At 71.5% G+C, this 14,709-nt stretch carries 3 protein-coding genes; all 3 read right to left on the bottom strand.

Annotated features, from left to right (window positions below; genetic code table 11):
- Nucleotides 1–128: 128 nt before the first annotated feature.
- Nucleotides 129–12,881 carry a filamentous hemagglutinin family protein gene (locus tag A9977_RS03260; protein ID WP_259651796.1) on the bottom strand — a complete coding sequence of 4,251 codons (12,753 nt, stop codon included), beginning with the start codon at nt 12,879–12,881 and terminating at the stop codon, nt 129–131.
- A gap of 197 nt (nt 12,882–13,078) precedes the next feature.
- Nucleotides 13,079–14,023 carry a nucleotidyl transferase AbiEii/AbiGii toxin family protein gene (locus tag A9977_RS03255; protein ID WP_183023449.1) on the bottom strand — a complete coding sequence of 315 codons (945 nt, stop codon included), beginning with the start codon at nt 14,021–14,023 and terminating at the stop codon, nt 13,079–13,081.
- Nucleotides 14,016–14,615 (bottom strand): hypothetical protein, encoded by a 600-nt coding sequence (locus A9977_RS03250; protein ID WP_183023448.1) that lies wholly within the window; start codon nt 14,613–14,615, stop codon nt 14,016–14,018. Before A9977_RS03250 ends, A9977_RS03255 begins: the two co-directional genes overlap by 8 nt.
- Nucleotides 14,616–14,709: the final 94 nt, after the last annotated feature.

Raw genomic sequence — 14,709 nt, 5'->3', positions numbered from 1 at the left:
CTCCTGGCGATGCGCGGCCCTGATCCAAGACGGAACAGCGCGCGCGCCACTGTCGTTTGTCACAAAAACTTCATGAAGAAAAAGGCGGCGCGCACCGCCTGGTGCGCGCCGCCCGGTGCCGAAGCCCCTCAGCGCGGCAGCCGGCGCTGTTCGGCTTCGGTCAGCCGTGCGCGCTGCGCCGGGTCGAGCGCGCCCTGGCCCAGCAGCTGGAAGGCGCTGTCCGGGTCGTAGCGCACCGCGCGCTGCAGGCCACCGGGGGCTGGGCGCGCACCGGTGTCGGCCGGCTCGGACGGCAGCGCCTCGGTGCCGAAGCCCAGCACCCGCACCGTGAACACCGAAGGCAGCGCCTGGCGCGAGGCCATGCGCTCACGCTGCAGCACCTCCTGCGCCGCGCCCGCGGCCTGCGAGGCGGCCGCGCTGGCGTTGCTCAGCGCGCCCACGTTCACCGCCGCCACGGTCGGGATGCCCACCGACTGGCCCTTGACCTGGATGTTGGCCGCGTTCACCACCTGCAGCGCCGCCAGGTTGACGTTGCCCGACACCCGGATGCCGGCCTCGCCCGCGTCGATGGTGCCCAGCGGCGCGATCAGGTCGATGTCGCCCGCCGGCACCTCGGCGATCGGCGCCAGCGTCGCGATGCCCGCGCCCGTGCTCGGCACATCGGAAGACAGCGTGACGTTGCCCCAGCTGTCGTAGACCCGCTTGGGCGGCGTGTAGACCACCGTGGTCTTCGAGCCCCGGCCCGCGTTGATGTCGCCCTCGGCCGACCAGCCCAGGATGCCGCCGCCGAAGGTGGTCATGATCCGGCTCTGGCCCAGCAGGATGCTGCGCAGCGAGTAGATCGCGATGTCGCCCGCGCCCTGGGTCAGCACGCCCGCGCTGGCCGGCGGCGCCTCGCCCTCGACGCCGAAGACCTGGCGGCCGCCCGGCGTGAGCAGCTGGATGTCGCCGCCGAACAGCGTGCGCACGAAGCCGCTGCGCACGATGGTCGTGCTGACGCCGTCGGCAACCGTGGTGCGCGTGCCCCGGAACATCGTGAGGTCGCCGCGGTCGCCGGCCTCCGTGGCGGGGAACAGCGCGGCGATGGCATTGCGTCCGCGCAGGTAGCTGCCGAAGCGCGTGCTGTCCGCATCGTTGTACTCGCGCCCGCCGGCCTGCAGTTCGGCGAAGTAGACCTGGCGCGCGAAGATGCGCTGCTGCGCGGCCGGCAGCGCGTCGAAGAAGGCGCGCGCCTCGGCCGCCGTGCCCTGGAAGCCGTAGCCATTGTCCTTGTCGACCAGCCACGCGAGCAGCTCGGCTTCATAAGTCTTCACGACCTTGCCCGGCTGGTCGGCCAGCGGCGTGCCCACCTGGGCGCGGTTGCCGGCATCCAGGTAGCGCGCCAGCAGCCCGCTGTAGTCGGGGCCCTGCGCACCCACGCCGGCCAGCATCGCGATGCGCGCGCCGGGCCGGCTGTCGCCCGGCACCACCGGCCCCAGGCTGGCCACGCCCGCGCGGTCTTCCATCTGGATGTGGCGCCCGGCGCTGATCTCCAGCGTGCCGGGGCCGGCGACGCTGAAGTTGCCGTAAAGGATGTCGCGGCCCGCCGACACCACCGACACGTCGGTCGGATCGTTGTGCGCGAACAGGTTGCCCGAGGTCGTGTAGATGGCGCCGTAGCCATAGCCCGTGCCGATGCCCTGGCCGATGGGCGTGCCGCTGCCGACGATGTCGCGACCGGCCATCATCCAGACCGGCTGCCCGGCCTCGTACCAGGTCTGGCCGGCGCGCGTCAGGTCGTTCGGCGCAAAGACGTTGATCCGCCCCGTGGCCACGCCCACCAGGTCGCCGCTCACCGCATAGAAGCGCACGGGTTCGCTGCCGTGTTCGCTGCCTGCCGAGACGGTGTTGGCCCCGAGCGCGAACAGCGGCCGGCCGATCTCGACGACGTTGCCGGCAAGCGCCAAATTGCTCACTCGGGTGCCGTTCGCCAGCGTGCCCTGGAAGGCCGGATGGAAGGGCGTGGCCATCGCGCTCTCAGCCGCGCCCGAGGGGCTGACGGTGAAGCCGCCGCCGTAGATCGACTCGCTGGCGAGGAACTCCAGCAGGCTGTTGGACGATGGCGCGAGCACCAGCGCGCCACCCGCTGTCGTCGTGTTGGCCGTGGCCATGCTGCCGTAGTAGAGGCTGCCGCTGGCCGCAACCGCGCTCAGGATCGACGGGTAGACGTTGCCCATGTCGGTCGCGGGCACGCCGGCGTTGGCCATCTGCGGCGTCAGGTCGCCACCGGCCGAGAACAGGCGGATGGCGGTGTGGGGCGTCCACAGCGTGAACCAGCTTTCACCGCTGCCCGCGCCCGCGGCGCTGGTGAAGGGCGTGAGGTTCTGCAGCCCGGCCCGGCCCGCGTCGTTGGCGCCCATCACGACCAGGTCGCCGCGGGTGTCCAGCTGGTAGTTGGCATCGCCCGGCACCAGCACGATGCCGCCCTGCGCCACCGCACGCCCGGCCGCGAACGGATCGAGGGCGCGGCTGTCGCGCTCGGACAGCAGGGAGACGTATTGCGAATAGCGCAGCGACTGGGTGCCGATGGCGCCGGTCTGCAATTGCACGTCGCCGCGCAGATTGACGATGGAGCCGTTGAGCAGGCCGTTGGCCTGGATGTCATTGAGCGATTCCAGTGCGAAGGGGTTGAGCGCGCCGCCCACGCGCAGGCGCAGGTCGCCGCCGCCGGTGAGCGCCAGGCTGCCGTCGGCCAGCACGCGGCCGGTGCCGCCCACGGCCAGCACCAGGCCCTCGCTGCGCCGGTTGTTGCCTTCGTTGCGGACCGCCGTGCCGCGCTTGGCCACGATGCCCGCGTCGCCACCCACGTCCACGCGCAGGTCGCCGCCGCCCAGCGTGCCGAAGCCGGTGAAGCCCACCAGCGCATCGGCGCTGCCGCGCGTGGCGTAGCTGCCGAAGTTGATCCACCAGGCCGTGGCCTGGTCGCCGCCCGCACCGAAGGTCTGGCCGCTGCCCTGGCGCCACAGCCAGTTGGCGGTGTCGGGGCTGGTCACGCCGCCATCCGCCGGGTTGGGGCGACCGAAGCCGCCGACGGTGATCGCCTGCACCAGGTCGCCGGTCAGGTTGCCGCCGGCCTGCAGCGTCAGGTTGCCACCGCCGGCCGGGTACCAGGCGCGCGCCAGGCTGTCGGCACCGCCGTTGACGAGCTTCTCGTAGCCTTCGTTGCCATCGACCAGCACCGTGCCCTTGCTGCCCACGCCGCGGGGCAGGTTGTAGGGGTCGCCGGCCTGCGTGGCCTGCGACGAGGTGCCGGCCGTGTAGACGCCGTAGAGCGACTTCATGGCCAGGTCGCCCGCGGCGCGCAACTCGAGGTCGGCGGCGCCGGTGCGCAGCACGCTGAAGCGGGTGCTGCCGGGCAGGTGTTCGTATTCCGTCACCGCGCTGGAGGCGCAATACGAGGGCGAGGTCGAGCAGAAGTAGGCCGCACTCTGCGTCGGGTCGCCGGTGGCATCGCGCAGCCACTGGTCGTCGATGGGCTGGCCCGCGACGACCTCCGGCAGCCCGATCTCGTCGGCCGCCTGCTGCGTCCAGGTGTAGGCGGAGATGGGCGCGCAGTAGGACGGGTTGTCCGCGCACAGCGCCGCGGCGGTCTGGTACGCGCCCTCGCTGAGTTGCTGGGCGATTTCGTCGGTGATCTTTGCACCTGCCTCGAGGCCCAGGTCATCGGCCGCCTGCTGCGTCCACGCGAACGAGCCCTTGAACGGCAGCGCCTTGGCGAACAGGCCGTAGTGGGTGTCGGCCAGGCGCAGGTCGCCCGCCAGCGGGTGCTGCTGCAGCGTGCGCGCATCGGCCGCGCCGAGGTCGGCGCCGGCCACCAGCTGCAGCGACCACGACTGCGAGCCCTCGGGCAGCATCGCGGCCGCGCCCCAGAGCCGGCCCGTGCCGTCCGGGCGCAGGTCGACCGACGTGGCGTCGCCCGGCAGCTTGATGTTGGTGGCCGCAGGCAGCAGCGCACCCACCGGCAGCAGCGTGTTGCCATTCATCACATAGCGCGTGCCGATGCCCGGCAGCAGCACGCCCCTGGGCCAGACCATCGCGGCCAGCGTGGCGTTCGACGGCAGGCGCGTGCCGGCGTCCAGGCGCGTGCCCTGGGGCAGGGTCACGGTCTCGCCGACGATGCTGCCGGCCGCATGGAGGATCCGGCCCGAGGCATCGCGCACGTTCGCCGCCAGCACCGTGCCCGCGGCCAGCACCATCGGCGCCGCCAGCTCGCTGGCCACCGGGATCACCATGCCCGCACCGAAGGCGCGCGACTGGATCGGCAGGTCGAAGTTGAGCGCGGTGCCGCCCTCGAAGGCGGTGCCGTCGCCCAGCACGATGCCGGCGCGCGGGATCACCGTGTCGCCGCCGTAGAAGCTCATGCCCGGCAGCAGCAGCCAGCCCTTGTCGTCCGGCGTGGCGGGGGGCGGCGCGAAGCCGTCGTTGATGCTGCCGAAGATGTCGAGGTTGCCGGCCGCGCGGATGCGCAGGGTGCCGACCTCGCCCGAGCCGTAGACGCCGGTCTGCTGCGTGTGCGGGTTCAGGCTCGCATAGCGGTAGCCCGACAGGTCCAGGTCACCCGACACGACGAGGTCGCCGCCGGGGTTGGTCACCGCGTTGCTCACGATCTCGACGCCCGGGCGCAGGTGCAGGGCGTCGGCATAGGCCGCGCTGCGCAGGCCGGCCAGCTTGCCGTTCACCAGGCTGACGAGACTGTCACGGGCCAGCGCGGCATCGATGAACTTCGTGTTCTCCGCGTGCCTGCCGTTGAGCCAGGCCTGGGTGATCTCCTGGTAGGGCCGACCGCTGGCGGCCGGGGTGGCGATCAGCGGCGCGTCGTCGTAGCGCTGCATGCCGTTGACCGCGATGGAGCGCGCGCCGCGGATGTCGAGCGCGCCGCGCGCGTCGATGGCGATGTCGCCATAGACGGCCGCGTCGGGCGTGTTCGGCAGGCCGTTGGCGCCCAGGCGCGGGGCCGAGAGCTCCAGCGTGCCGCGTGCGCGGCCGTCGTTCTGGCCCGGCTGCGTGCCCACGGCCGCGGCCGTGCCGTGGCGCAGGTCGATGTGCGCGCCATCGGCCAGCGTGAGCACGCCCTCGCGCGTGCTCAGGTCGACGATCGCGCGGTTGGGCGAATCGATGATCTTGCCGTAGCTGTCCACGCGCAGCAGCGTCCCGTGCGCATCGAGCACGGCCGTGCCCGTCAACGTGAGTGCGTTCTTCGCCGCCAGGTGGATCTGGCCCACGCGCGCGCCGCTGGCGTCCACGGTGCCGGTGACCGTGAGGCTGCCGTTGTCCACCGACACGTTGATCTCGCCGGCCTTGAGGCCGTCGCCGATCGTGAGGTCGCCCTGCTTGAGCTGGAAGGTTCGGGCGCCGAACACGCCGCCCTCGTTGAGGCGCTGGTTGAGCGACGCGAACTGGCTGTCGAGCGTGCCGGCATCGCCCAGGCGCTGGGCGCGGATCTCCACGCCGCCCGCGAGGTAGGGCACCCGCGTGCCGCCCGCGTCGTAGTGGCCACTGCCGGTGCCGCGGAGCGTGCCCTGCAGGTCGACCACGCCGGCCTGCGCGCCCAGCGCCACGACCTTGAGCGTGCCGGCGCGGTTGTTCCGCGCCGACAGGTCGATCACCGAGCCCTCGGCCTGGCGCACGTTGCCGGCCAGGCTCTCCAGCGTGAGGTCGCCGCCCCAGCTGTACTTGCTCACGTCGTTGAAATCGATCTTGCGCCCGGCCAGGTCGAGCTGCGCGCGCGCGGTCAGCGTGAGGTCGTTCTGGGCCGTGATCACCAGCTTGCCCGTGGGCAGCGCCAGCGTGCTGTCGATCAGCACGTCGCGGCCCGCGAGGCGCAGTTCCGCACCGAGTGCGGCGTCGGCGGCCGACGCGATGGCTGGCGCGGTGCGGATCACGCGCAGGTCGCCGCCGGCGGTGATGCGCTGGATGGAACCGGCCTCGCCGGTCACCAGCGGCGCGTCGATCGTGAGGTTGCCGCCGCTGTAGGCGTAGCCCTTGGCCGCGTCGTAGGCGCCCTGTGCCTGGTAGACCGAGAGGCTGCCCTTGTGGTTGGACGTGATGCGATCGCTGGCCGTGAGCCGCACGTCGGCGAAGCCCAGCGCCAGCCGCGCGTCGTCGCTGGTGCCCGTGGGCTGCGTGCCGGGGCCGTAGCCGAATTCGATGCGCGCGGCCTCGATGGCCAGCGTGCCGCTGCCGGTGCCCGCACCGCCCGCGACCACCGCCGCCGGCGCGTCGGGCGCGCCCTTCCAAATCAGGTGCTGGGTGCGGAGGGTGGCCACGTCGCTCGCGTCGCCCGCGCCGTAGATGGCGGGCGTGCCCAGCACCAGCCGCGCCAGCGAGGACTTCCCGGTGGCCGGGTCGATGGTGTCGAGCGAGGCGCTGCCGAAGAAGCGCATGCCGCCGCTCGCGTTGAGCTCCAGCGTCTCGAGCGCCGGCGCGCCGTATTGCGTGTCGCCGCGCAGCAGCCGGTTCAGCACACCCTGGTTCAGCGCCAGGCCCGAGGGCAGCACCTGGCGCGCGGCCGCATCGGCCAGCACCGCGCTGTCGCCGACGTTGATGCCCTGCACCGCCAGCGTGAGGTTGCGCGTGCCGTAGCGCACGGTGTCGTCGAGCACGAAGCGGTCGGGCGTGGACAGCGCGATGGTGCCTTCGGAATACAGCTCGGTCACGCCCACGCAAGGCGAGACGGTGCAGGCGCCGACCTGCAGGCTGCGGTTGCCGTAGGTGTCGACGCTGGCGGGCACCGGCAGCATGGTGAGCACGCCGTTGGACACCGCCACCAGGCTGCCGGCCGAGCCCGCGTAGACGAAGCCGTCCGCCGAGTCGTAGGCGGCACGGCCCTTGCCGAGCGTGTGGATGCCCGCGCCCTGCTCGATCACGAGGTGGCTGGGGATCAAGGCGTTGGCGGCATCGGCCAGCAGGAACACTTCGGGTGCCGACAACAGCGCGCCCTGGCGCAGCGTGAGCTCGCTGGCGCCGCTGTTGAACATCACGATGCGGCCACCCGGGCCGTAGGTCACGTACTGGAGGCCGCCGAGCATGAGCCTCGATGCGCCCATGCGGTTGAGCGCATCGGCGCTCAACGTCACGCCTGTGAAGCCCGGCGTGGCGGCCGCCCCGGTGCCCGCGATCTCGATCTGGCCGCCGCCCGATCCCGCGATGGCGGCCACCGTGCCGCCGTAGCCGCCCTGGGCCGCGTCGAAGCGGCCGATGCCGTCGAACCGGAGCACGTCCTTGCCGGCGCCCGGCGTGAAGTTCAGCAGCAGCGTGCGCGCGTCCGCGGGCGCCATCGCGCGCGGCACGCCCTGGCGCGCGGCGTCGCTCAGGATGAACTGGTTGAACGTGGTCTCGTCGTACTGCGAGTAGCTGCGCAGCACCGCGGCCGGCGTGAGGATGGCCTGGCGGAACAGCGTGTCGCCGATGGCGGTGCGCGCCACGCTCAGCTGCGCGGCGGCCGACCACGAGCCGTTGCGCATCGCGCTGCTGGCCATGGCCGAACCCTGGCGCGCGGCGCTGCCGTTGAGCTCGACCCGGAAGGCGCCGGGCAGCAAGGCATAGGTCGAGGGCATCAGCGTGTAGGTGCCCGCGGGCAGGCCCGGCACGCCGGCGCCCAGTGTGATCCGCTGGCCAACCAGCGGATCGACCGCACCGCGCTCGTTCGCGACCGGCGCTTGCGGCGCCTGCACGCCGGGAACGATCGCATAGACCGGGTTCGTCGCCAGGCCCGGCAGGCTGAAGCTGCCGTCGGCCGCGTTGCGCACCAGCGGGTGGTAGCGCGCATCGGTCGAGCCGCCGCGGCCACCGATGAAGCCGGTGCCCGTGAGTTCACCACCGCCCGACAGGTCCAGCACCGCGCCGGCCTGCACGTTGGCACTTGCGCCGCCGAGCGTGAGGCCGGCCACCAGCGTCTGGCCGCGCGTGTCGGTGCCGCCCACACCGGTCAGTTCGACCTTCTTGCCGTCGTAGAGGTAGTTGAGGCCGTCGACCGTGCCGCCATAGGGCATCAGCAGGCCGTTGCCGCTGACCGAGGTCAGGCTGCCCGGCAGGAAATCGACGCGCGTCGTGTTCTGGTCGCCGATCAGCAGGTTGCCCAGCGGCACGCGCAGCACGCCGCCCTGCTCGATCACCGCGGCGCCCAGCACCAGCCGGCCGAACACCGCGTAGGGCACCGCCGGTGCGGCCTGGCCGTTGCCTTCGATGCGCAGCACCCGATCGGGCGCATAGCTGCCGTTCTGCTGCCGGCCGGCATAGATCGAGGCCGAGACGCCGGTGGCCGGGTAGATCTGCGCGGCCCGCAATGTGAGGTCGCCCGGGGTCGAGAGGCCCGTGACCGGCGCGCCGTTCGCGGACGGCGGCTTGTCCGTGAGGAAGCGCAGGTCGCCCTCGCTGACCAGCGTGAGATGGTCGAAGCCCAGCCGCTCGATCAGGGGCCCGGTCGGCGGCGTCGGGTCGCCGGCTGCCGGGCTCAGCGGGACGCGGCCGTGGATGCTGCTCATCGCGTACTGGGAACGCACGTCGATCAGGCCGGCGCGCACCTCCAGCTGGGCCTTGGAGGGCAGCCAGCCGCCGGTGTCGACGACGCCGATGCGCCCGCGGGTCACATCCTGAGAGCTGCTCTGCGTGATGCCCGCCAGCCGCACATAAGGTGCTTCGAGCGTGATGCGCGCATCGCTGCGCGCGCCGGCCGCCAGCACCAGCGCGCCGTAGATCGACAGGCTCTGGCCCAGCCGCAGGCTGGCGTTGTCCTCGAGGCTGATGCTGCCGGCGGTGAACAGCGCCAGCGTGTCGAAGCCGCCCCGCGCGAGGGTGTCCACGCCCAGGCGGCCGTGGCCATAGACCAGAGCCGCATCGGCCGCGCCCGGCGCCAGCACGGCCGGCAGGTCCGACGGGCCCTGCAGCCCGCCGATGACCAGTTCGCGATGACCGCGCACCGCGTTCTCGGCCAGCGTGTAGTCCGGCGTGCCGGCGCTGGTGCGCAGCTCGGGCGATTCCAGCGCGACCTGCAGCGTGCCGCCGGCCGCGCCCGCGCCGCCGGAATGGGCGCGCAGTTCGCCATTCAGGTAGAGGCCGTTGTTGGTGGCCAGCGCGATGCGCCCGCCACGGCTCGCGACCGCGACCGGGCCGGCATCGCCCATGTCGAGCACCGCGGCAGTGCCGGAGGCGTCGAGCAGCGCGCCCTCGCGCACCACGATGAAGCCGTTGGCCGCCGTGGCCGAGCCGTCGCTCTCCTTGATCTCGCCGCCGACCACGATGCTGCCGCCGTCGCGCACGATGCCGTAGCGCCGGCCCTGCGCATCGAGCGCGGTGGCGGGCGTGGCCGACACGTCGATCACCGCCTGTTCGCCGATCCAGATCGAGCGGCTGTGCGCCACGTCCACCGCGCGCTCCTGCTCGAGCCGCGTGAGGTCGAGGCTCTTGAGCGCGATGCTGCCGCCATGGGCCTGCAGCGTGCCCTGCAAGGTGAGCTGGCCCACGCTCAGCACCTGGATCGACTGGCCCGGATCGACCACGATCCGCGCGCCCTGCCCGATCAGCGCCGACACATTCGGCAACTCGGCCGCCAGCGTCTGCACCGTGCCCGCCTGCAGGCTCAGGCTCGCACCCGCGCGCTGCTTGAGCACGCCCTTGGCCGCGTCCTCGGTGTAGAGCGGCGGCGTCCAGGCCTGCAGCGCTGCGCCGGTGTCGGTGCCGGTCGCGAACTCCTTCGCCGCCGGCGTGACCCGCAGCACCGGCATCGTCACCTCGACCTGCGTGCCCTCGGCCACCGTGAGGCCGCCGTCGCCGATGAGGTCGTAGCGACCGAAGCCCTTGTCGAAGAAGTTGCCGGCCAGCACCAGCGTGCCGGGTTCGGCCGCGCCTGCAGCGTCGCCACCGATGCGGATGCGGCCCGTCTCCAGGCTCAGCGTGCCGCCGCCCGTGGTGCCGCCGCCGCGCAGCGCGCCCTCGATCGCCAGCACGCCGTCGGTGCTGCCGCCACCGGCGTTGGCCTGCAGCCGGATGTCGCCGCCCTTGCCGCCCTGCTGCGCCTTGCCGTCGGCCAGCAGTGCCGCGCCCGAGGACACGTCGATCGCGCTGCCTTCGGCCAGCCGCACGTCGCCGCTGCTGCGGATCGACACGCTGCCGCCGTCGCGCCAGGCCATCGCATGCGTGTCGGTCGGGTCGCGCCACAGGTTGCTCCACAGGCCGCGCGTGTCCAGCGTCACGCCCTGGGCCACCGCCACGCCCGCGCGCAGGCCCGCGGCGGCGCCCAGGCTGGTGGTGTCGTCGATGTAGTTGGTGCTGGCCTGCGTGAGCGTGTTGCCTAGGCGGATGCGGCCGCCGTGCGCCGTGAGGTTTGCGTTCACGGCCACCTGCGGGCCGTAGAGCGTGAGGTCGCCGCCATTGCCCAGCGTCAGTTCCGCCTCCACCGCGATCGAGCCCGTGGCCGCGATGCGCACCGCGCCCAACGCGAAGCCGTTGAGCAGCGTGGTGTCGAGGTAGAGCGTGCCCTGGCGCGCGGCCGGCAGCGCGGCCGTGAGGTCGAGCCCGGCGGCGATGCGCTCTGCGGTGTCGCCCAGCACCACGTCCTTCGCGCCCGCGGCATCGAGCCGTCGGTGCATCAGGCCGGTGCGCTTGTCGTAGAGCGCCGCATAGCTGCCGACCACCAGCTGCGCGCCGCGCGCCACCGCCTTCTGCGACTGGTTGTAGCCGTCGAGTGCGGCGTTCGGCGCCTGCGTCTGGCGCGGGCCCTGGTAGGTGTCGCCGACGATGCCGCCTTCGAGCACCGCGCTGCGCGTGCCCACCACCAGCAGGCCGGCGTCGCGGCCCACGGTGTAGCCGTTCTCCAGGCGCTGGCGCGCCGCGATCAGCGGGCTGTGGAAATACTCGGTGGCCTTGTCGCCCCAACGCTCGTGCGTGTCCTCGAAGCCCTTGTAGAGCCCGGTGTAGCGCAGGTCGCCCGGTGCCTTGTTCAATTCATACAGGCGGCCGTCGGCCCCCTTGAGCCAGCTCTGGTTGAGCTTGCCGGTCTGCACATCCAGCGTGCCGCCCGACAGGTTGATGGCCGAGCCGGCCTGCGTGACCACCTCGGCGCCGCCGAAGTTCACCACCCCGCCCTGGGCCATCCATTCGCCCACCGTGTGGCCCTGCGTGCCCAGGTAGCCGCCGACTTCCAGCAGGCCGCCGGCCGTGTACCAGCGGTCGCTCTCGTAGCCGTTGGCGCCCTTGGGCACGAAGACCAGGCTGCGCCGGTCGATCCACACGTCGTTGCTGTTGAGCGCCTTGCCGTCGCGGTTGACCGGTGCGTCGCGCTGCTCGTTGCCCTGCACGTTGATCTTGACGTTGTTGCTCTCCATCGTGAGCCGCACGCCCACCGCGCCCGCGACGTCGATCACCGCGCCGTCGCGCACCAGGCTGCGCCCGGCCGCGTTGACCACCACCTGGCCGCCGGTGGCCAGCGTGAGCGAGTCGCGCGCGAAGTCCACCGTGCCGCCGCTGGTGATCTCCACGCGCGAGAGGTCGCGCCGGTCGTTGCCGGCATCGATGATGTTGCCGCCGCCGTCCACCACCGGCGTCACCAGGCCCGCGCGCTGGCTGTCGAGGGCCGAGGCACCGCTGGTGTCGAGCAGGATGGCGGTGGTGCTGCCCGCGCCCAGGGTCACGGCGCCGGTGCTGCCGAGCGCGTTGAGGTGCACCGTGCCGCGCGTGTTGACCGTGGTGCTCGACACCACCACGCCGTCCTGGCGCACTTCGCGCCCGGTCAACGTGACGTCGCCCGTGGTCGCCGCGATCAGCCCGGTGTTGACCACCTTGCCGGCCGTCGTGCCGGCGTTCAGCGTCACGAGCGCCTCGTTGCCGCGCGTGGTCGAAGCCTGGTTGCCGTCGGTGCCCACGCCCTTGCGGATCGTGAAGCCATCGCCCGCGGCCAGCAGCGCCTGGCCGCCGGGCGTGGTGATGGCGCCCGCGTTGCGCACCTCGCTGCCCATCAGCAGCACATAGCCGCCGCCCTGCGTGGCCGTCTTCGGCGCCGGGGTCGTGATGCGCGCGCCGGCCTGCACGTCGACCTGGCCCAGCGCGTCCTTGAAGTTGGGCGTGTTGCCCGCCGCATAGATGCCGTTGGCCCTGAAGCCCGCGTCGTCGAGGTGGGCCGCCGCCGCCACCAGGTTGCGCGTGTCGACCTGGCTCGTGCCGCTGAACACGATGCCGTTGCGGTTGGCGATCAGCACCGTGCCGTCGGCCTTGATCTGCCCCTGGATCTGCGAGGGCCGCGCGTTCGGGTCGTTGACGCGGTTGAGCACGGCCCAGTCGGCCTGCTGCTTGAATTCGACCGTGGTGTTCTTGCCGACGTTGAAGGTCTCCCAGTTGAGGATCGCCTTGTCGGCGGTCTGCTGGATCGCGACCGTGGTTCGGCCGTCGGCCGTGCCCTGCGTGGGCGCGTTGGCGTTCAACCAGCCGGCCGTGAGGCTGTTCGTGTCGACCTTGAGGCCGCCCTCGACCATGCCGTCGGGCACGCCGCCACCGGCCGCGAGCGCCGCCGCGCGGGCCGCGGCCTGGGCCGCCTGCTGCGCCGCGATGCCGCGCGCCGCGAGGTTGAGGTTGTCGATCGAGCGCGCCAGCTGCGCATTGGCCTGCTGCTGCTGCGCCAGCGGATTGGTGAGCATCGACACCGGCTGGCCGTTGGGCAGCCGGCCGGTCGCGGCCGCGGTGTTCTGCGCCACGTTCTTCTGCGCCATCCACGCCGGGCTGAAGGCCCGTTGCGCCTGCGCCGCATGCATCGCGCCGCCGGCGGCGAGCATCACCGTGAGCGCACGCACCAGCGGCTTCATCCGCCGCACGCGCCGATCGCTGCGTGCAGGAACAGGGGTGGCGGGCTTCATCGGGGCAGGATGACGGGACAACATGACAGATTTCTTTCGAGGGCGAACGAATGGACGAAGGTCGTGGCCCTCACGCCGCGCATGCGGCGAGGGCCTCGTCCTTAGACGGATGCCGCGCTGGAAAGCTGTACGAATCTGCGCATGATTCGTGCATGTCATGGAACCGACATGAAGAAGCCAGTCCTTGGGCCTCGCTCCTACATGTCTTCGATGTGCCGATGGATGCGGGCGATCAGTGCATCGAAATCCGGTTGGCCCTGGTAATACAGCGCTTCCGTCTTGCGATACTCCCGAGCGAACAGCGCGCGCTGCGCCGGGTCGGCCAGAACGAAAGCCGGATTTCTGGCAATCACCTGTTCATCGCCGCGGCGAAAGCGCTGCGACTTGCGCTCCTGGTATGCCGGCTTCCGCATGAAGGACTGCACCTCTTCCAGGCCGAGCAGGCAATAGACGTCGTAGTAGTGCCGCAGGAAGTTGCCGGGAAATGCCTGCGCCTCGCCCAGGCGGCGGAACTTGGTGGAGATCGTCTGCAGCTTCTCGACGAAGGTGTGCGTCGGCGCGTAGCAGCGTACGGCGACGGCCCGGTTGTCGAACACGTCGACCCCGCGGTCACGGGCGAGGTCCAGGGCCCATGAGGAAATGGTGACCGGCCGATTGGGTGCCGTGTCGTCGAAACCCAACTCCAGCAGCACGCCGTCCTTGACGCCGGCCAGCACGGCGGCACGCGGCGTGTAGCTCAGCCGGATGCCGGCGCTGCGCATCTTGTCGTCATCGAACTGCGTGTCGCGTCCGACGCTGTCGATGCCCGGAATGCAGATGCGGGCCGCAAGATCGTCGTAGTACGCACGGCGCGAAGCGACATGCGCCGGCTTGTCCTGGTTGCAGCCCGTCTTCACCGCCATGCCCCTGGGCGGCTCGATGCGGATGTCGATGTCCTCGGAGAAGCGATGGATGAGGTCGAAGCCCTTGGAAAGGGACGTGCCGCCCTTCAGCTCGAACGCAAAGCCCTGCGCCTGCAAGCCCCACAGGCAATGCATGATCCAGTAGTCCTTCTCGACCAGCATGGGATCGAGGCCGCGTTCGTCGGCCACCAGCGCCAGCAGCTGATCGAAATCCCGCCGTGCATGCAGGAAGTCAGGCATCCATCCACTCGCGCAGGCGCTTGCGTGTCGCCACGCTGCCAAAGCTGTCGGTGGCACGCCGCAGCCGGTCCGCGTCGAACGAGGGCAGCTTGCCGCGTGCCTGCCGCAAGACCGCCTCGCGATCCTCCGCGAGCCCATCCAGATTGTTCAGCAGGTCGACGTAGAGGAATTCGGGCGTCAGCTTCTTGGGAAAACGCGGCTTGACGCGGAAGTCGAACTGCCGGTTGCCAAGACGGAAGACGCCATGGCGCTTGCGGTTGTAGACCAACGTGCGGTTGTAGAGCTGCGTGGTGCCCAGGCCCACGGCGTTGTAGGCCGAAGGAGAAAACACCAGAAAATCCTTGTCACGAAGGAAGCCGCCCACGACTTCCTCATCTGCCGGCGGCAAGGGGCCGTAACTGGACTGCTTGGGCGCAAGGTACAGCCCCTGGGCCAGCTTCTTCAGCTTCCCGACGGCCACCAGTTCACGCAGATGCCGGTCGACCGCGGTGGACAGGCGCGCCAGGTCCTCCCGGCGATACACGCGACCCGCTTGCAGCTGGCCTGCCAGGCGTTCGACGGCGTTTTGCGGAGATTCGACGGAAACCGGCATGGTTGAATTTTCATTGACGTTTCATGCATTTTATCGTTTTTCGGTGGCATGCCGTGCCGACATAAGATCAAGCGAGCCCCCGCCCGCCCATGAC

It is taken from the genome of Variovorax sp. UMC13, assembly GCF_014170375.1.
Classification (GTDB): Bacteria; Pseudomonadota; Gammaproteobacteria; order Burkholderiales; family Burkholderiaceae_C; genus Variovorax.
The sequence above is the reverse complement of the archived record's forward strand: the minus strand, read 5'-3'. Positions and strand labels throughout refer to the sequence as shown.